We start from the raw sequence: 17,657 nt of genomic DNA on the forward strand, positions 1-17,657 counted from the left end.
GCCTCCACTTACCAGCGGCGTTCGAAGCGGCGGCGCAGGATGACCGCAATCGTGTTCATTGTGACAAGGAAGATCAACAGAATGATGATGCCCCCCCATGCGCGTTCGTAAAAGGCCGGATCGGCGCGCTTGGACCATTCGTAGATCTGCGCCGGCATGGCCGAGTTCGGGGACAGGAAGCCCGCGACGATCCCGTCGGGCGGGTTCGAGGCAATGAATCCAACCATCCCGATCAGCAACAGCGGAGCAGTTTCGCCCAATGCCTGCGCCAAACCAATGATGGTGCCGGTCAGGATGCCGGGTGCGGCCAGCGGTAAAACGTGGTGGAATACGGCCTGCATTTTCGAGGCCCCTACCCCAAGCGCCGCATCGCGGATCGACGGTGGGACCGCCTTAAGCGACGCGCGGGTCGAGATAATGATCGTCGGCAAGGTCATCAGCGTCAGCACCAGACCGCCCACCAGCGGTGCGGATGTCGGCAGGTGCATGTAGTTGATGAAGACGGCCAAACCCAGAATACCAAAAACAATGGATGGAACGGCAGCTAGGTTCGAGATGTTGACCTCGATGATGTCGGTCAGTCGGTTCTGCGGTGCGAATTCCTCGAGGTAAATCGAGGCTGCTACGCCAATCGGCAAGGCCAGCGCCAGCACCACAAACATCATGAACAGAGAACCCAGCATGGACACACCGATACCTGCAGCCTCGGGCCGTTGGTCAGAGGCATCAGCACCAAGGATAAAGTCGGGGTTGAACGCCTTGTACAGAACACCGGCGTTGCGCAACTGGTCAACAAAATCAAGTTGTTCGACCGAGATGCTCTTATCATTGGCAATCGAGTCGCGGGTTACGCGACCTTTCATGTATCCATCGACGCGGCTGTTGGTGAGAAAGCGGAAGCTGACCGTGTTACCGATCTCATCAGGGTTGGCGATGACGTAGTTCCGCAATTCGGCCTGTGCCGCCTTGGACAGGATCTTGCCCATGTCCTTGGCCGACAAATCGGTCTGAATACCAAGTTTTGCAACTTCGGATTCCAGCGCAGACGCGATCAGAGGCGCATAACCAAAGGTCGAAACCTTCTTGATATCCTCGATATTGCGGTTGCCCTTCTTGTCCAGCTTGTCTGCCTTCAGGTCGACATCCAGCTCAAGATAGGTTTGCTGAAAGGCCCCGGTACCGGCGGTCACGATGTTCGTCACCAGAACGACCAGCATCAGCAGCCCGATACCGATTGCGGCGATGCCGTACATCTTGAACCGGCTTTCAGCCGCATTGCGCCGCTTGGTGCGCGCGTCCTTTTCGAACAGCGAACCACCCTTGGGTTTCGCGGTCGGAGCAGCGCCAGGTGTTTGGGAAATATCGGTCATTCGTACTGCTCCCGGTATTTGCGTACGATGTAGAGGGCGAAGATATTCAGCCCCAGCGTGATGATGAACAGGGTCAAACCTAGCGCAAACGCCACCAGCGTTTCGGGGCTGGCAAAGTCGGTGTCTCCGGTCAACTGGCTGACGATCCGCGTGGTGATGGTCGTCATCGCCTCGAACGGGTTGCCCGAAAACTTGGCGATCGCACCGGCGGCCATCACAACGATCATTGTTTCACCGATGGCGCGGCTGGCGGCCAGCAGAACAGCCCCGACGATGCCCGGCAGCGCAGCGGGCAGGATCACGTTGCGCACGGTTTCCGAATGTGTTGCACCAAGGCCAAGCGAGCCGTCGCGCATGGATTGCGGTACTGCGTTGATGATGTCATCCGACAGCGACGAGACAAACGGGATCAGCATGATACCCATCACCAGCCCGGCGGTCAGAACCGCGTTGGAACTGGCCATCCAGCCCACACCCAGTGTGCCGCCCTGGCCAAACATCGAAACAAGCGCCGGACCAACGGTCAGCAAAGCGAACAGACCATAAACGATGGTCGGGATACCGGCGAGGATTTCAAGCAGAGGCTTGGCGATGGAGCGTGTCGCGCCCGAGGCATACTCAGACAGGTAAATCGCAGCAAACAGGCCAATCGGCACGGCTACCAGCAATGCGATCAGCGAAATATACAAGGTTCCCCACAACAGCGGCAGGATCGACAGCTCGCTGCCGCCGCGGAAGTTCGGGGCCCAGGTGCTGCCGAAGAAGAAATCCTTCCAAGAGTGCAGCTGGAAGAAGTTCATGGTCTCAAAAAGCATCGACAGAACGATTCCGACCGTCGTCAGGATCGCGATTGACGCGGCCAACAGTAACAGCGCCAGAACGCCCTGCTCGACCACGTTGCGGGCCCGGAATTCCTTGTGCGTGCGCACATAAGCAAAAGCCGCACCAAGCAACGCCAGAGCTAGTACGACGACTTGCATCGCGACGGTCCCGGTCGATGTCATGCTGCGGAATTTCTGCGCCGCCACCAGAATGGGCTGTGTTATGTCCTGCGTCAGAACCTGCCCTGCATCTTTCAGCGTTTTGGTCAGGATTTCGATATCAGCGCTGCCATCCTGAGCCTGAGCTTCGGTCATTGCACCACTGGCAACGGCGCCGTCCAGGCCATAGGCGACACGGCGCACCTCGCTCATGATCAGACCGCGATCAGACCCTTCGGGGATCGCTTGATCGGGAATAAGTCCGGATACCGTGCTGTTCACGATCATCGGTTGGGCAAGAAGCCAGACGATCAGCACCCCAACTGCGGGAACCAGAGCCGTCAGCGCAACGTTGTAGCCGTAGTAAGATGGCAGAGAATGCAAATCGCGGGCGTCTCCTCCCGCGCTTGCCAATGCGCGGGACCGACCCGCAAAGTATCCGATCACTGCCAGCGCAAGCAGGATAAGCAACAGCCAGGATAACGCCATGAGAACTCCGTGGGGATGGCAGAGATGGAGTCAAAAAGAACCGGGGCGCGCATAAAACGCCCCGGTTCGGTTAGCAAGGGTGATTAGGAACCGCCGCCCAGTACGGTTTCGTTGGCAACAGCTTCCTGTACCTTGACCAGTTCAGGGTCGGATACCAGGCCGTATTCTGCCAGCGGGCCGTCGGGGCCAGCGATCTCGTCGGCGACGAAGAACTCAGCATATTCTTTCAGGCCTGGGATCACGCCGATGTGGGCTTTCTTCACGTAAAAGAACAGCGGGCGGGAAACCGGATATTCACCGGATGCGATCGACTCGGTCGACGGAACGATGCCGGACATGGTCGCAACCTGCAGCTTGTCGGTGTTGTTCTCGTAGAACGCCAAACCAAAGACGCCGATGCCGTCCTTGTTGCTGTCGATACGGGCCAGAGTTTCGGTGTAGTCGCCGTCGATGTCGACCGAAACGCCATCGGTACGCAGAGCGATACAGGCTTTTTCGGCAGCTTTCTTGTCGTCGCCGTTGGCAGCTTTGTAGACGTCGAAGTCGCCCAGGTGCTCACAACCGGCTAGGATCACCTTGTCTTCGAACACTTCACGGGTACCGTGCTTGGTGCCCGGGATGAAAGCTGCGATCGGCTGCGCCGGGAACGCGGGGTTGACGTCGGCCCAGGTTTTGTTCGGGTTGTCGACCAGTTCACCATCAACAACGATCTGAGCGGACAGGGCTTTGTACCAGTCTTCCGGTGTGAATTCGAACGAGTTGCCGTTGATGTCGGATGCGAAAACGATGCCGTCATAACCGATCTGAACTTCGATGATGTCGGTAACGCCGTTTTCAGCACAGGCTTTGATTTCTTTTTCACGGATCTGGCGCGATGCGTTCGCAACGTCGATGGTGTTTTCGCCAACACCTTCACAGAAACGCTTCAGACCGGCCGACGAACCGCCCGATTCAACAACCGGCGTCGGGAAGTCAAAGTTTTCACCGAAGGCTTCTGCAACGATCGAAGCGTAAGGCAGCACGGTTGACGAACCAGCAACCTGAACCTGGTCACGAGCAGCGGCCGCGGTGGCCGATACAGCAGCAATGGTAAGCGCCGAAGCCGACAGTTTTACAAAGGACATTTCAGTCTCCTTGAGAAAGGTAAATTCTGATCACCCCCATGATGATCTTGGGGCGAACCCCTAAGAGGCGTCGGTAAGCCTTTTGTGACAAGTACGTAACGGTTTTATGACAAGTCACAAATTACTTAGTATTTCTTAACTTGACGAGGCGTAGGGGGTCAGCACCGAGAATTGTTTCCAGGCGAAACGTCCGCGGTCACCGCGGCAATATCACCGTAAAAACAGAGCCTTTGCCCAGATCACTTTCGACACGCAAGCGGCCCCTGTGGCGGTTCACGATGTGTTTTACGATTGCAAGGCCCAGCCCCGTACCACCCAGTTCCCGAGATCGGTGGCTATCTGCCCGATAGAATCTCTCGGTCAGGCGCGGCAGATGAACGGCGTCGATTCCCGGCCCTTTGTCAGCGATCTGAACCCGAACCGCCGGGCCGCGCATGGCAGTGTCCCGTTCGGATGACACGACGCGCACGTCCACAACTCCTCCACTGCCGCCGTATTTGATCGCGTTCTCGATCAGATTGGTGAAGACCTGACGCAGTTGATCGCTATCACCGGTCAACGTGATCGGCCCGCATGACGCATCAAGCGTAAGGTCCACACCTGCCTTCTCGGCCAGAGGTCGCAGCGAAGTCAAAGTCGATTGCAACAACCCGGTCAGTTCAAGCTGCTCTTTGGGCCTGACGCGTTCTTCGCTTTCAACGCGGTTCAGCGACAGCAAATCGCCCACCAGCCGATTCATGCGATTGGCCTCGTCGGTCATGATCTGAAGAAACCGGTCTCTCGCGGCCTCATCATCGCGCGCGGGGCCTCGCAGGGTTTCAATGAATCCCATGAGAGCCGTCAATGGCGTGCGCAATTCATGACTGACATTCGCCACGAAATCGCGCCTCATCTGCCCGGCCTGTTCCAGATGCGTTATGTCCTGAAACACCGCCATGACTGCGCCGCCATCCACGGCACCCACGCCGTTCATGTAACGGCACTGAACTTCGAACGTGGTATCCTGAGCCCCATCATTGCCGAGGTGCCGGGTTTTGGCCGGCCCTTTGCTGCGCAGGCTTTGTTCCATCGCGTCGATGACCTGAGGCTGCCGGAGGATCGTCGCGAAATGCCGACCTTCGATATTCTGTCCCAGCATTGTCCGGGCATCGGTATTGGCGGCGATGATGCGTTCGGTTTGATCCACCATGAGGGCAGGCATCGGGATGGCCGACACGATTTCAGCAAGCAGGTCGTTTGGCATGTCTGAATTCTCTTGAACCAGTTGGGATCGCGCTAAGGCACGAGTTTCAACATATCCCTGAACGCGCGCATGTTCTGTTGATAGTGCAACGCGCTGAGCGTGATTTTTTTCGCCGCCGCCTCGTCTAACTCCCGCACGATCTTACCCGGAGAGCCCATGACCAGAGAATTATCAGGGATCTCTTTGCCTTCGGTAATCAGCGCCCCGGCACCGATCAGGCAGTTTTTCCCGATCTTCGCCCCGTTCAGAACAATCGCGCCCATCCCGATCAGTGTGTTCTCGCCGATTGTACAGCCGTGCAGCATGACCTTGTGACCAATGGTGCAATTCTTGCCAATGGTCAGAGGGTATCCGGCGTCGATATGCATGACGCAGTTTTCCTGAACATTGCTGCCCTCGCCCACACGGATCTCTTCGTGATCTGCGCGTATCGTGCAGCCGAACCAGACCGAGGCCCCCTGCTCCAGCACGACTTTCCCGATCAGGTTGGCGTCCGGTGCAACCCATGTGTCTTCGTGGATTTGCGGTGTGTGATTGCCCAGAGCGTAAATCGTCATGACAAACCTTCGAATTCGTTTTGCAGCGTGCGGACGTGGTTCTGCAGTTTAGGTTGCTGGATCCGGCGCATACGCTCGGCGCTGACGATGGTTTTCAGCTTTTCCTCGGTGGCGTCCAGATCATCATTGATCAACACGTAGTCGTAATAGCCCCAGTGGCTGATCTCATCCCAGCTTTTCAGCATCCGCTTGGCGATCACGTCTTCGCTGTCCTGTCCGCGGCTTTCGAGCCTGCGGCGCAGTTCGGGGATAGACGGCGGAAGGATAAAGATCGACAGGGCGTGCTTACCCAGGTCTGAGTTGCGGATTTGCACCTCACCCTGCCAGTCCACGTCAAACAGAACGTCCTTGCCAGTATTAATCGAGTCGCGAACAGGCCCTGCAGGAGAGCCGTAGAAATTGCCGAACACATGTGCGTGTTCCAACATCTGTCCTTCGGACACCTGCTGGCGGAACGCATCTTCACTCAGGAAGTAGTATTCGCGCCCATGTTCTTCGCCGGGACGCGGTGCCCGCGTGGTGGCCGAGACCGAGAACTCAAGTTCCGAATCCCACTGCATCAGCCGCTTGGCCAAGGTCGATTTACCGGCCCCCGAAGGTGAGGACAGAATGATTAGTAGGCCGCGTCGATCCGCCATTTGGGCGCTCCTGTCGTTATTCCACGTTCTGCACTTGCTCGCGCATCTGATCTATTACGGCCTTCAACTCAAGACCAACCGCCGTCAGGTCGGCGCTTTGTGCTTTCGAACACAGCGTATTGGCCTCGCGGTTGAACTCCTGCATCAGGAAATCCAGCTTGCGCCCGACCGGTGCGCCTTGCGCCAACAGATCCCGCGCGGCCACAACATGCGCCTTCAAGCGGTCGATCTCTTCGGTGATATCCGCTTTGACAGCAATTAGCGCCAGTTCTTGCGCGACGCGGTCGGGGTCAGCCCCTTGGGCGTTGTCCAGCACACGCGCCAAGTTATCGCGCAACGCTTCGGCCATCTTGTCCTTGCGCTGTTCTGCCAACTTTGCCGCCTGAGCGGTCAGCGTGGCGACCTGATCAAGCTGCTCATCCAGAACGGCGGCAAGCGCGCGCCCCTCGGTTTGACGCATCTCGATGAAATCGGACAACAACCCGGCAAATTCTGAGGTCAGGTGCGCGACCAGCGGTGCCGGATCATCCACGTCACTGCCTGCGTCCATCATCCCCTTTAGGGAAATCAGATCAGCGGCTGTGGATGGGGCCAGGGATACCTCCCGCGCAGCGGCCATCTCTTGCGTCCGCGCCACGGCGTCCAGAACCGCGCCCATCGCCACCTCATTCAACACCATGTCTGGTTCGGATTCATCGCGGCTCAGACGTAAGGACAGCGTGACATTGCCTCGGCTCAGCTGTTTCGACATGTCGGCCCGCAACGCGGCCTCAAGCCCGGTAAGCCACTCGGGCACACGCAGACGCATGTCCAGCCCTTTGCCGTTCACGCTACGCAACTCCCACGTCCAGCTATGAGGTCCAAACGCCCCTTTACCCGAGGCGAATCCGGTCATGGATTTTATCATGCCTGCCCTTCCTAAAGCTGCCCGATCCCGTTTGCTGAGCGCACCTAATGCCAACAATGGACACAGGGCAAGTGTTTGCTGACTCTGCCTTTGTGCGCCAGTCATTAACCATTCGTTAAAGATTTGCTCCAAAATTGAATCAACCCGCGTCTATCTTACCATTGCGAAGGCTGGTCTCTGAAAGAAGTCCCCGGTATTTCGCATTTTATGAAAATGACGGTCGATAGACGCCAGGGTGATGAAAATGAAAACCTTTTTCGGGAACGGTTCCGGGTCAAGTTTTGGAAAGATCGTCGCTATGGATCGTTTTGACAGCGGGCGCAGCCTCTCGCCCATCCGACAGGCCGAGGCGTATTGGACGGCGCTCTTGTCAGGTGACGACGTTCCCATGCGTTCGCAAATCGACCCGCGCGGGCTTGAGAACATTCTGGAATACACGTTTGTTCTGGAACGCATCGCCCCTGGTCTGGCAAGGTTTCGTCTGGCAGGCAGCCATTTGAACAAACTTGCCGGAATGGAAGTTCGCGGCATGCCCCTGACCGCCTTTTTCGAACCCGCAGTGCGCGATCAGGTCAAGAACGTTCTAGAGCAGGTCTTCGCCCAGCCAGCGATCGCAAACCTGAGCCTTGAATCGTCGGGCAAACTTGGCCGCGTTCAACTGCAGGCGCGAATGATCCTGCTGCCGCTAAAAAGCGACCTGGGCGATGTCAGCCGGATCCTGGGCGTCATGGTCAGCGACGGCACAATTGGCGCTACGCCCCGGCGGTTCACTATTTCGGATATCAACTTACGTCCCGTTTCGGACGTGCAGGTGCCGAAACCGCAGCCCCAACCCGTTGAAGCCGGTTTTGCGGAAGAGCAAAGGCAATTCAAACGACCTGGGTCGCATCTGCGGCTGGTCGTGTCCCGCAAGGATTGAAAGCCGAAAAAAACCGGCCTTTCCGATGGCGGACCCTACCAAACGTATTTTGTTGCGCCAGGGACCCTACCCCCTTGCCCGAGCCGCGCAACAGGCGCAAAATGTAAACTCACATACCAATTCGCGCCCTGGGCGCGCACCGTGGCAGGTTCTGCGGCCGGGACGCCTTCGATGACACGGAGGGCACCATGACTATTGCAACTCGCTTGAAACACCATCTGGACGCCCAAGGGCTTCCTTTTGACACTATCACGCACCCATATGCGGCAACTGCCAGCGAATGCGCCGAAGCGGCGCATGTCCCCGGCGATCACCTGGCCAAATCCGTTCTCATTCATATGGAAGAAGGACCGATGCTGGCTGTTCTGCCCAGCAATCATCAGGTCGATCTGACCGCCTTGCAATCAATGATGAACCGCCGCCTTGGTTTGGCACCGGAATCTGAAATGCGCGATCTGTTTGATGATTGCGCCCTCGGAGCAGTCCCTCCGGTAGGTGATGCTTATGATGTTCCGACCGTCGTTGATAACAGCCTAACCGGGCTTGATAAAATCTGGTTTGAGGCGGGAGATCACAAAACTCTGATTGAGATGCGCGGCGAGGATTTTGACACGATGATGAAGGATGTAAAACACGGCGCGTTCTGCTGTATGCACTAACAGACATTACAGATTGCCGTTGGACACTATTGAGTGGGCAATACACTACAAAATCAAAGACCTGCCGCGATTATCGCGACAGGTCTTCGTGGTTTTTGCATCTCACCGGACAGGCTGCGTTACCATGCACCCTGCCAATCCTCTTCAACTGATATCAGCTGGCCGCGCGCTTGTTGCGATCACGGCGCAGGTTGGTCAGTTCTTCCGCAACCAGGAAGGCCAGCTCCAGCGACTGCGAGGCGTTCAGACGCGGGTCGCAGGCTGTGTGGTAGCGATCCGACAGGTCTTCTTCGGTCACGGCGCGCACACCGCCGGTGCACTCGGTGACGTCCAGACCGGTCATCTCGAAATGCACGCCACCGGGAACGGTGCCCTCGGCCTGATGTACACCGAAGAAATCGCGCACCTCGCGCAGGACCGAGTCGAACGGACGGGTTTTGTACCCGGTCGCCGACTTGATCGTGTTGCCATGCATTGGATCGCAGACCCAAGTGACTTTTGCGCCTTCTTCCTTCACAGCCTTGACCAGACGCGGCAGATGCTCACCTGCTTTGCCTGCACCGAACCGTGCGATCAGGGTCAGGCGACCCTCTTCGTTTTCCGGGTTCAGCTTGGCCATCAGAACCTTTAAGTCTTCGGCGGTCGTGGTCGGACCACATTTCAGGCCGATTGGGTTCAGCACGCCGCTGCAGAATTCGACATGTGCGCCGTCCGGCTGACGCGTACGGTCGCCGATCCAGATCATGTGACCCGAGCCAGCCAACCAGTTGCCGGAGGTCGAATCAAGACGGGTCAGCGCCTCTTCATATTCCAGAAGCAGGCTCTCGTGGCTGGTGTAGAACTCCACGGTCGAGAACTCATGCGTGGTATCGGCCGTGATGCCAGCAGCATTCATGAAGTCGATCGTGTCCTGAATACGGTCGGCAATTTCCGAGTACTTCTGAACATCCTGCTCATCGGTAAAGCCCAGGGTCCACGAATGCACCATACTCATATCGGCGAAACCACCGGTCGAGAAGGCGCGCAACAGGTTCAACGTGGCCGCTGCCTGAGTATAGGCCTGCAGCATCTTTCCGGGATTCGGAATGCGCGCTTCTGGCGTGAACGCCAGTTCGTTAATGATGTCACCGCGGTAGCTGGGCAGCTCCACGCCATCCACAACCTCTGTCGGCGCGCTGCGCGGTTTGGCAAACTGGCCCGCCATGCGGCCCACTTTGACCACAGGCACCTTGGCGCCATAGGTCAGAACCATCGCCATCTGCAGCATCACCTTGAAGGTGTCGCGGATCGCGTCCGCGCTGAATTGTTCAAAGCTTTCAGCACAATCCCCGCCCTGCAACAGGAAGGCCTCGCCGCGACCGGCGGCACCAAGATGTTGCTTGAGACGCCGTGCTTCGCCTGCAAAGACCAGCGGCGGATACTGTGAAAGCTGAGCCTCGACTTTGGCCAATGCGGCCGCGTCGGTATACTCTGGCATCTGAACCCGGGGCTTATTGCGCCAGTTCGTTTTTTGCCATTCGGTCATAGCTTTGATCTCCGCTGAAGTAGTCAGGTGGTCTCTATACAAAATGCAATGAAGACTGACCATATCCCTTTTGCGCCCCTTGACGTCGGAAACAAGCTTTGGTCATGGTGGCTGATAATACTGACGCCGGACGCCACGTAACACGGCGCCGAATCAAGGACACCAAGCCATGCAAGAGCAACGCCAAGTTGTCACAGTGGACGGCACTGAGGCCAATCCTCGCCATTTCGTCTTTGTCCTCCTGGACAAGTTCTCTTTGCTGTCTTTTGCATCTGCATTGGACAGTCTTCGCATTGCCAACCGGATGGCGGACAAAGAGCTCTATACATGGACGCTGGCTGGCGAAGGTGGTGAGATGGTCAGTTGTTCTGCCGGGACCACATTCAGCCTGGATGCCGACCTCATCGAATTGCAGCGCGACGACGTTGTGTTGATCTGCGGCGGCGTAGACGTACAATTGGCGACAACCAAGAAAATCCTGAACTGGGTCCGCCGAGAGGCGCGTCGCGGACTGCGCATCGGCGGATTGTGTACAGCGGCTTATACCTTGGCCAAAGCCGGGTTGCTCGACGGCAAGCGCGCCACAATTCACTGGGAAAACTCGGACAGTTTCATCGAGGAATTCGATGAGGTCGAACTGACAAAATCCGTCTTCCAGATCGACGGCAACCGGATGACGACGGCAGGCGGAACGTCCTCAATTGACCTGATGCTCAAGATCATTGCCGACGACTTTGGTGAGGATTTGGCGAATGCGGTGGCGGATCAGATGATCTATTCATCGATCCGCACCGATCAGGATACGCAGCGCCTGTCGACGCCAACACGGATCGGCGTGCGGCATCCAAAACTGAGCCAGGTTATCCTGATGATGGAAAAGAATATCGAAGAGCCGATCTCGCCTTCGATTTTGGCCAAGGATGTCGGTATGTCCACGCGACAGCTGGAACGTTTGTTCCGCCGATACCTCAGCCGCTCGCCCAAGCGCTACTACATGGAACTGCGACTGCACAAAGCGCGTAACCTGCTGATGCAAACGGATATGAGCGTTATCAACGTCGCGCTGGCCTGCGGATTTGCCTCGCCGAGTCATTTCTCGAAATGCTACCGGGCACATTACAACACCACGCCCTACCGAGAGCGTGGTGCGCAAAGCGGGCGGCTTTCGGTCTGATCCGCGCCTATCCGGGGGTCATGCGATAGATGGCCCCCTGTCCCACGGAAATAAACCAGATCGACCCGTCAGCGGCTTCGACGATGTCGCGCACACGCTCGGTTTCGGGGCCCTTGATCTGTTCAACCTCGCGCAGGGGCGCCCCTTCAAGCCGTGCGATATAGTCGAATTTGAGGGAACCGACGAAGATGTCACCTCTCCATTCCGGCCACAGCTTACCAGAGTAAACCATCAGCCCGGACGGAGCGATGGAGGGATCCCAGTAATGCTCTGGCTGCTCCATTCCCGGTTTTGAAGTGCCCTCGCCTATCTTTTGTCCTGAATAGTGCACGCCGTAAGAAATCACCGGCCAGCCGTAATTCCGGCCCGGACGGATCAGATTCACCTCGTCGCCGCCCTGAGCACCATGTTCCGAGATCCACAAGCGGCCCTGACCGTCCAGCCCTGCGCCTTGCGCGTTCCGATGTCCATATGACCAGATTTCGGGCCGAATACCCGACTTACCGACGAAAGGGTTGTCAGCGGGCACCGTTCCGTCCCGGTTTAGGCGAATGACCGTCCCCATGTGGTTGGACCTGTCCTGCGCGGTCGGACGATCCCCGCGGTCGCCAATTGTGACAAAAAGCGTCCCGTCCTGCGCCTCGACGACCCGCGAACCAAAGTGCCGACCAGTAGATCCGCCCGGAACGGCTTCGAAAATAACGCGTACGTTGTTCAGCCGGTCCCCATTTTCCGACAGGCGTGCCACGGCTACAGCCGTGCCAGCCCCGCCTCTTTGGGGCTTTGAAAAGGTCAGAAAGACTTCGCGGGTTCGCGCAAAATCCAGGGCGACAGTAATGTCCAGCAATCCGCCCTGCCCGTTTGCCGCCACTTTGGGCACACCGCCGACGCGTTTGGCGTTTCCCTGCGACACAAGCAAAAGCTCCCCGTCCCGTTCGGTCACAAGGATACCGCCGTCAGGCAATAGCCCGATGGCCCAGGGCGTATCCAACCCCTCGACCATCGACGTGACACGCACCGCACCGGCTGAGGTTTGCAGGACATCGGCATTGATGGGAGCGGCCAAAACCGACAGGACCAGAATCGCAACAGCCCTAATCATCATAAATCTCCAGTTCCGGAATTCTGCGACAAACACATCAAAACAAATAGGATTATGTCCGACAAAAACACATTTGCGTTAGGACTTTTCTTTTCCAGACAGCTTGCCTAGGGTCGTGCGCAGAACGAATACGTTCCAATTAGGGAGTAACCATATGAAAAAGCTGCTTACAGCAACTGCAGCATCCGCTCTGCTGGCCGGTCCGGCACTGGCCGAAGACGTAACTCTGGGCGTTCTGTTCGGGTTCACCGGCCCGATTGAATCGCTGGCACCTGCCATGGGTTCGGGCGCAGAACTGGCGATGGCCGAAGTCACCGAATCCGGCAAACTGCTGGATGGCTCGACTGTCACTGCATCGCGCGCTGACACCGGCTGCATCGACAATGGTTTGGCGACTTCGAACGGCGAACGCATGATTGCTGACGGCGTTGCCGGAATCATCGGCGGCGACTGCTCGGGCGTGACCGGCGCGATCCTGCAGAACGTTGCGATTCCGAACGGCATGGTCATGATCTCGCCGTCGGCGACTTCGCCCGGCCTGTCGACCATGGAAGACAACGGTCTGTTCTTCCGCACCGCTCCGTCGGATGCGCGTGAAGGCGAAGTGATGGCCGACATCCTGAAGGACCGCGGCATCAACTCGATCGCTCTGACTTACACCAACAACGACTACGGCAAGGGTCTGGCAGACGCGATCCAGTCCTCGTTCGAAGCAGCCGGCGGTGAAGTCACCATCGTTGCCGCGCACGAAGACGGCAAAGCCGACTATTCGGCTGAAGTCGGCGCGCTGGCATCCGCCGGTGGCGACATTCTGGTCGTAGCAGGTTATCTGGACCAGGGTGGTCTGGGCATCATCCAGTCCTCGCTGGACAGCGGTGCGTTCGACACATTCGGTCTGCCGGGTGGTATGATCGGTGACTCGCTGCCTTCAAACGTCGGCCCCGACCTGAACGGCTCGTTCGGTCAGATCGCCGGTTCGGGCGGTGAAGGTGCTGAAAAGTACTTTGCCATGGCCGAGGCTGCAGGCTTTGACGGATCGTCGCCCTATTCGCCTGAATCCTATGACGCCGCGGCTCTGTTCATGCTGGCCATGCAGGCCGCAGGTTCGACCAACCCTGCTGACTACGGCGCCAAAATCATGGACGTTGCCAACGCTCCGGGTGAGAAAATCTATCCGGGCGAACTGGCTAAAGGTCTGGAATTGCTGGCTGCGGGTCAGGACATCGACTATGTCGGCGCATCGGGCGTTGAGTTGATCGGCCCCGGTGAAAGCGCGGGTTCGTACCGCGAGATCGAAGTGACCGACGGCAAGAACGAAACCGTCAACTTCCGTTGATCCTGTATCAAACGTCATAAAATCAAACAGCCCGGGCCTTGTGTCCGGGCTGTTTCAATGAAAAAAGGCCGCACCTCTGTAACGGGGATGGGACAACAGCGCCGAAAAACGGCGGCTAGGGGAAAAGATGATCGTCGTCGAGGACGTGCACAAGCATTTCGGCGGGTTTCACGCGGTGGATGGGGCGTCGCTGGAAATCCAAAAAGGTTCGATCACGGGCCTGATCGGTCCGAACGGGGCTGGCAAAACCACTCTGTTCAACGTGATCGCGGGCGTTCTGCCACCGACCAGCGGTAAGGTGTTCATGGATGGTGAGGAAATCACCGGTCTGCCGCCGCATGACCTGTTCCACAAGGGACTGCTGCGGACATTCCAGATCGCGCACGAATTCTCGTCGATGACCTGCCGCGAAAACCTGATGATGGTCCCCGGCGCGCAATCCGGGGAATCGTTGTGGAACACATGGTTCGGCCGCAAGCGCATCGCCGATGAAGAGCGCGCCTTGAAGGCCAAGGCTGATGAAGTGCTGGAGTTCCTGACCATCGAACATCTGGCCGACCACAAGGCGGGTCAGGTTTCGGGTGGTCAGAAAAAGCTGCTGGAACTCGGCCGTACCATGATGGTCGACGCCAAGATCGTGTTCCTGGACGAGGTCGGCGCAGGTGTGAACCGCACCCTGCTGATGACCATCGCCGACACGATCCTGCGCCTCAACAAGGAGCGAGGCTATACTTTCGTCGTTATCGAGCACGACATGGATTTCATCGGCAAGATCTGCGACCCGGTCATCTGTATGGCCGAGGGCAAGGTGCTGGCCGAGGGGACTCTGGACGAGATCAAGGCAAATGAGCACGTGATCGAGGCCTATCTGGGCACCGGCCTGAAGAACAAAGACAAGCTGGAGGCCGGGGCATGAGCGACAATCCCTATCAGGATGACAAGGGCAACAAGGACGCCTCGATCACCAATACCCACGGGGTTGGCACCATGACGCCTGCGCACACGAAAAGCGGCAAAACGCACAGAGTTGAAGGCGGCCCCTTTCTGATCGGCGACACCATGACCGGCGGCTATGGCAAAGGGCCGGACATCCTGCACGACTGCACCATCGCCGTCGACAAAGGTGAGATCGCGGTCATCGTGGGCCCCAACGGAGCTGGCAAATCGACCGCTATGAAGGCGGTGTTCGGCATGCTTGATGTCCGCTCGGGCGCGGTGCGGCTGGATGGTGAGGACATCACCAACCTCACCCCGCAGGATCGCGTGATCCGCGGCATGGGATTCGTGCCGCAGACCTCGAACATCTTCACGTCGATGACGGTTGAAGAAAACCTTGAGATGGGCGCTTTCATCCGGCGCGACGACATCAGCCAGACGATGGAGCAGGTCTATGATCTCTTCCCCATCCTGCGCGACAAACGCAACCAGCCTGCCGGAGAGCTTTCGGGTGGCCAGCGCCAACAGGTCGCCGTCGGTCGCGCGCTGATGACACAGCCCAAGGTGTTGATGCTGGATGAACCGACCGCAGGTGTTTCGCCCATCGTGATGGATGAACTGTTTGACCGGATCATCGAGGTTTCTCGCACCGGACTGCCGATCCTGATGGTTGAACAGAACGCCCGCCAGGCGCTGGAGATCGCGGACAAGGGATACGTGCTGGTTCAGGGGCGGAATGCCTATACCGGTACGGGCAAGGAGCTGTTGGCTGATCCAGAAGTCCGGAAGAGTTTCCTAGGGGGCTGAGGATGCGAAGAGCAACAGCGGCGCTTCTATTGTTGATGCCTCAGCATGTTAGCAGCGCAAGCAACATCCTTCGTTTGTAAGTTCAATACTGAGTGCACTCGAGCCGGAGGATGCGAAAGAAAGGAAATGAACTTAACTTTCTTTTTAGACGACCAAGGCCAAGCATACATGCAAGGGAATTTAGATCTGGTTCTGGTCATGCCGCTTTCCGGTGATCTAGCTTTTTCTTTCGTTGAACCCGCGGGGAGCGGAATAGTTCAATCCACGTCCGTGTTGGAAGATGGGACAGCCGTTCACTCTCGGCATACAGCAATGTTCGGAGAGTTCGTTACTTCCCAGTGGCACGGACAATGTCCTAACTTCGGCGGATCAAATTAGTACTAGCCACAAAACGCCTGATACCGCTCTCCGTTTTCGTTTCAACTTGCTCGCATGGTTGTCTTCCCAACCAATCCAAGAAGAAGGAAAACAGGACGTTCCGCTTTTAGCCCTGTTTTCACCGCGTTGATGCTTGGGATCGCTCACCCAATCGGATCACCACAAGACCCAAAGTCCTGCGCGGCATGTGGACCTTTGATTGACATGTCATAGTTCAGGCTCTCAAAATCGACGACAAAGGTAATCACATCCTTGTCTTTGATGTGCAGGAACGTCAGCGAGTTCAGCCCGCCAATGATCGTGGCCTCACCTTTGACCTCATCCGTTACGATGAAACCTTTATCCGTTGCCCCCGACCGCGCCAGTGTCACCGCGCCACCTGTGCTGTCCGAGGTACAGTTCACCACGAAATCCTCTCCGTTCAGAGGATCGTTCTGAGCTGCCGCAACACCGGGCACTGCCAACCCCAAAAGCAAAATTGCCACGTTTTTCATTTCTTGCCTTTCTGTTCCCCGGACCCGTTGGGTTTACATCGCAACGCGATCCGTATTCCGTACTTTGGGCTTCGCAAGTCCGAGCGAGCCGTTCTGGAAAACTAGGGATATCCTGTTGAGATCAAAGCCGAGTTCCGGGTGGATCACTCCATCTTGAGGTTGCGTGAGACCGACCGCTGCCCGAAACTCCTTGTTTCTCAGGAAATGGCACTTCAGACGATTCCGCTTGTTTCAGGTTCGTGACAAAGAGATTCTGCTTACGTTACATCCGCCGCGCTTCAATGTGGCTGAAACATGGCAGAACCAGTAATGCTCGTCTGTCACCGGACGGCCCGCAAGAAATTAATCCTGTTTTTTCAATGCACAATTTTTGCAGACACCGGTCACAATAAATTTTGCCCTTCAGAATTCTGACCCCGGAAAGATCAATTCTCGCCATTTTCGCAGCCTAGTCAGGCGCGGAAACCGGGCCTTCGAAGGTCCGTTTTGACCACGACCGGACCGATCCATCGGCCAACATCTTTTAGGAGAGCTTTTATGAAACATCTGGCCGCTCTTGCTGCCTTGATCCTGCCCGCTGCTGCGCAGGCTACAACGCAGAAAACGCCGGGAGCTGAGTTTGTTTACGAGTGTCAGATTGAAGAGGTTTGCAAGTCCGGTAAATGCAGTCCTCTTGCCACGCCCACCAAGATCACACTGAAACGCATCGAGGGCGAATCCAAGGGAACTGTGAGCGTTGATGGTGAAGTGACCGAAGTGCACGTTTTCAAAGGTCTCGGTGCGAATGAATTCCTTCAGCTCGCCAAGGGGGGTAGCATCGGTTACACGGTCAACAACACTTCTGGTGCTCTGGCAATCCGGGCGACGGGCGCCAACAGCCGCAATGAGCGTGGCACCTGCGCCGTAAACTGATTAGGTATGCTTTAATTCCGCAATACCGGCTAAATTGGCAAAAGGTTCAGGCGGGTCTGACCCCACCTGAACCCTCTTAAAGACACCCCTGTTGGCGCTGGTATTGC

At 57.2% G+C, this 17,657-nt stretch carries 17 protein-coding genes; 7 read left to right on the forward strand and 10 right to left on the reverse strand.

Annotated features, from left to right (window positions below; genetic code table 11):
• Window positions 1–8: 8 nt before the first annotated feature.
• The 7 genes from pstA to ACR0AA_RS08105 form a co-directional block, all read right to left on the reverse strand.
• The gene (gene pstA, locus ACR0AA_RS08075; RefSeq protein WP_480661781.1) at window positions 9–1,370 is read right to left on the reverse strand and encodes a phosphate ABC transporter permease PstA; all 1,362 of its coding nucleotides are present in this window, start codon (window positions 1,368–1,370) and stop codon (window positions 9–11) included.
• The gene (pstC, locus tag ACR0AA_RS08080; protein WP_480661783.1) at window positions 1,367–2,839 is read right to left on the reverse strand and encodes a phosphate ABC transporter permease subunit PstC; all 1,473 of its coding nucleotides are present in this window, start codon (window positions 2,837–2,839) and stop codon (window positions 1,367–1,369) included. Before pstC ends, pstA begins: the two co-directional genes overlap by 4 nt.
• Window positions 2,840–2,922: 83 nt before the next feature.
• Window positions 2,923–3,963 (reverse strand): substrate-binding domain-containing protein, encoded by a 1,041-nt coding sequence (locus tag ACR0AA_RS08085; RefSeq protein WP_480661785.1) that lies wholly within the window; start codon window positions 3,961–3,963, stop codon window positions 2,923–2,925.
• A 196-nt stretch (window positions 3,964–4,159) separates the two neighbouring features.
• Window positions 4,160–5,206, reverse strand: a complete 1,047-nt coding sequence (locus ACR0AA_RS08090; RefSeq protein WP_480661787.1) for a sensor histidine kinase — start codon at window positions 5,204–5,206, stop codon at window positions 4,160–4,162.
• Window positions 5,207–5,238: 32 nt separating this feature from the next.
• The gene (locus tag ACR0AA_RS08095; protein WP_480661789.1) at window positions 5,239–5,763 is read right to left on the reverse strand and encodes a gamma carbonic anhydrase family protein; all 525 of its coding nucleotides are present in this window, start codon (window positions 5,761–5,763) and stop codon (window positions 5,239–5,241) included.
• Complete coding sequence (gmk, locus tag ACR0AA_RS08100) at window positions 5,760–6,401, reverse strand: guanylate kinase (RefSeq protein ID WP_480661791.1); 642 nt, start codon at window positions 6,399–6,401, stop codon at window positions 5,760–5,762. The genes ACR0AA_RS08095 and gmk overlap by 4 nt, the downstream gene beginning before the upstream one ends.
• A 16-nt stretch (window positions 6,402–6,417) precedes the next feature.
• Complete coding sequence (locus ACR0AA_RS08105) at window positions 6,418–7,308, reverse strand: YicC/YloC family endoribonuclease (protein ID WP_480755817.1); 891 nt, start codon at window positions 7,306–7,308, stop codon at window positions 6,418–6,420.
• A 244-nt stretch (window positions 7,309–7,552) separates the two neighbouring features.
• Between ACR0AA_RS08105 and ACR0AA_RS08110 the strand changes: the two genes are divergently transcribed.
• Both ACR0AA_RS08110 and ACR0AA_RS08115 read left to right on the forward strand, forming a co-directional pair.
• Window positions 7,553–8,227 (forward strand): PAS domain-containing protein, encoded by a 675-nt coding sequence (locus tag ACR0AA_RS08110; protein WP_480661794.1) that lies wholly within the window; start codon window positions 7,553–7,555, stop codon window positions 8,225–8,227.
• A gap of 188 nt (window positions 8,228–8,415) precedes the next feature.
• Window positions 8,416–8,886, forward strand: a complete 471-nt coding sequence (locus ACR0AA_RS08115) for an aminoacyl-tRNA deacylase (protein ID WP_480661796.1) — start codon at window positions 8,416–8,418, stop codon at window positions 8,884–8,886.
• Window positions 8,887–9,040: 154 nt separating this feature from the next.
• Here ACR0AA_RS08115 and ACR0AA_RS08120 read toward each other — a convergent pair whose 3' ends face one another.
• Window positions 9,041–10,411 carry a class II 3-deoxy-7-phosphoheptulonate synthase gene (locus tag ACR0AA_RS08120; RefSeq protein WP_239335189.1) on the reverse strand — a complete coding sequence of 457 codons (1,371 nt, stop codon included), beginning with the start codon at window positions 10,409–10,411 and terminating at the stop codon, window positions 9,041–9,043.
• Between the two features lie 169 nt (window positions 10,412–10,580).
• Between ACR0AA_RS08120 and ACR0AA_RS08125 the strand changes: the two genes are divergently transcribed.
• Window positions 10,581–11,585 (forward strand): GlxA family transcriptional regulator, encoded by a 1,005-nt coding sequence (locus tag ACR0AA_RS08125; RefSeq protein WP_480661798.1) that lies wholly within the window; start codon window positions 10,581–10,583, stop codon window positions 11,583–11,585.
• Between the two features lie 7 nt (window positions 11,586–11,592).
• Here the strand turns inward: ACR0AA_RS08125 and ACR0AA_RS08130 are convergent, their stop codons facing one another.
• The gene (locus tag ACR0AA_RS08130) at window positions 11,593–12,687 is read right to left on the reverse strand and encodes a PQQ-dependent sugar dehydrogenase (RefSeq protein WP_480755818.1); all 1,095 of its coding nucleotides are present in this window, start codon (window positions 12,685–12,687) and stop codon (window positions 11,593–11,595) included.
• Window positions 12,688–12,841: 154 nt separating this feature from the next.
• Between ACR0AA_RS08130 and ACR0AA_RS08135 the strand changes: the two genes are divergently transcribed.
• The 3 genes from ACR0AA_RS08135 (at window position 12,842) to ACR0AA_RS08145 (ending at window position 15,766) form a co-directional block, all read left to right on the forward strand.
• Window positions 12,842–14,023 carry an ABC transporter substrate-binding protein gene (locus ACR0AA_RS08135; RefSeq protein ID WP_480661803.1) on the forward strand — a complete coding sequence of 394 codons (1,182 nt, stop codon included), beginning with the start codon at window positions 12,842–12,844 and terminating at the stop codon, window positions 14,021–14,023.
• A gap of 127 nt (window positions 14,024–14,150) precedes the next feature.
• Window positions 14,151–14,939, forward strand: a complete 789-nt coding sequence (locus ACR0AA_RS08140) for an ABC transporter ATP-binding protein (RefSeq protein WP_480661805.1) — start codon at window positions 14,151–14,153, stop codon at window positions 14,937–14,939.
• Window positions 14,936–15,766 carry an ABC transporter ATP-binding protein gene (locus ACR0AA_RS08145; protein ID WP_480661807.1) on the forward strand — a complete coding sequence of 277 codons (831 nt, stop codon included), beginning with the start codon at window positions 14,936–14,938 and terminating at the stop codon, window positions 15,764–15,766. The genes ACR0AA_RS08140 and ACR0AA_RS08145 overlap by 4 nt, the downstream gene beginning before the upstream one ends.
• A 521-nt stretch (window positions 15,767–16,287) precedes the next feature.
• Here the strand turns inward: ACR0AA_RS08145 and ACR0AA_RS08150 are convergent.
• Window positions 16,288–16,638, reverse strand: a complete 351-nt coding sequence (locus tag ACR0AA_RS08150; protein WP_480755819.1) for a hypothetical protein — start codon at window positions 16,636–16,638, stop codon at window positions 16,288–16,290.
• 537 nt (window positions 16,639–17,175) lie between these two features.
• On the opposite strand from ACR0AA_RS08150, the gene ACR0AA_RS08155 reads away from it, so the two are divergent.
• Window positions 17,176–17,550, forward strand: a complete 375-nt coding sequence (locus tag ACR0AA_RS08155; RefSeq protein WP_480661811.1) for a hypothetical protein — start codon at window positions 17,176–17,178, stop codon at window positions 17,548–17,550.
• Window positions 17,551–17,657: the final 107 nt, after the last annotated feature.

Source organism: Ruegeria sp. CE8 (assembly GCF_056537465.1).

What these genes read in the sequence shown, in the direction of transcription:
- pstC (WP_480661783.1), bottom strand. Translation starts at nt 2,839, where the DNA reads ATGGCGTTATCCTGGCTGTTGCTTATCCTGCTTGCGCTGGCAGTGATC.
- ACR0AA_RS08105 (WP_480755817.1), bottom strand. Translation starts at nt 7,308, where the DNA reads ATGATAAAATCCATGACCGGATTCGCCTCGGGTAAAGGGGCGTTTGGA.
- ACR0AA_RS08115 (WP_480661796.1), top strand. Translation starts at nt 8,416, where the DNA reads ATGACTATTGCAACTCGCTTGAAACACCATCTGGACGCCCAAGGGCTT.
- gmk (WP_480661791.1), bottom strand. Translation starts at nt 6,401, where the DNA reads ATGGCGGATCGACGCGGCCTACTAATCATTCTGTCCTCACCTTCGGGG.
- pstA (WP_480661781.1), bottom strand. Translation starts at nt 1,370, where the DNA reads ATGACCGATATTTCCCAAACACCTGGCGCTGCTCCGACCGCGAAACCC.
- ACR0AA_RS08140 (WP_480661805.1), top strand. Translation starts at nt 14,151, where the DNA reads ATGATCGTCGTCGAGGACGTGCACAAGCATTTCGGCGGGTTTCACGCG.
- ACR0AA_RS08135 (WP_480661803.1), top strand. Translation starts at nt 12,842, where the DNA reads ATGAAAAAGCTGCTTACAGCAACTGCAGCATCCGCTCTGCTGGCCGGT.
- ACR0AA_RS08155 (WP_480661811.1), top strand. Translation starts at nt 17,176, where the DNA reads ATGAAACATCTGGCCGCTCTTGCTGCCTTGATCCTGCCCGCTGCTGCG.
- ACR0AA_RS08090 (WP_480661787.1), bottom strand. Translation starts at nt 5,206, where the DNA reads ATGCCAAACGACCTGCTTGCTGAAATCGTGTCGGCCATCCCGATGCCT.
- ACR0AA_RS08145 (WP_480661807.1), top strand. Translation starts at nt 14,936, where the DNA reads ATGAGCGACAATCCCTATCAGGATGACAAGGGCAACAAGGACGCCTCG.
- ACR0AA_RS08110 (WP_480661794.1), top strand. Translation starts at nt 7,553, where the DNA reads ATGAAAACCTTTTTCGGGAACGGTTCCGGGTCAAGTTTTGGAAAGATC.
- ACR0AA_RS08095 (WP_480661789.1), bottom strand. Translation starts at nt 5,763, where the DNA reads ATGACGATTTACGCTCTGGGCAATCACACACCGCAAATCCACGAAGAC.
- ACR0AA_RS08120 (WP_239335189.1), bottom strand. Translation starts at nt 10,411, where the DNA reads ATGACCGAATGGCAAAAAACGAACTGGCGCAATAAGCCCCGGGTTCAG.
- ACR0AA_RS08085 (WP_480661785.1), bottom strand. Translation starts at nt 3,963, where the DNA reads ATGTCCTTTGTAAAACTGTCGGCTTCGGCGCTTACCATTGCTGCTGTA.
- ACR0AA_RS08150 (WP_480755819.1), bottom strand. Translation starts at nt 16,638, where the DNA reads ATGAAAAACGTGGCAATTTTGCTTTTGGGGTTGGCAGTGCCCGGTGTT.
- ACR0AA_RS08125 (WP_480661798.1), top strand. Translation starts at nt 10,581, where the DNA reads ATGCAAGAGCAACGCCAAGTTGTCACAGTGGACGGCACTGAGGCCAAT.
- ACR0AA_RS08130 (WP_480755818.1), bottom strand. Translation starts at nt 12,687, where the DNA reads ATGATTAGGGCTGTTGCGATTCTGGTCCTGTCGGTTTTGGCCGCTCCC.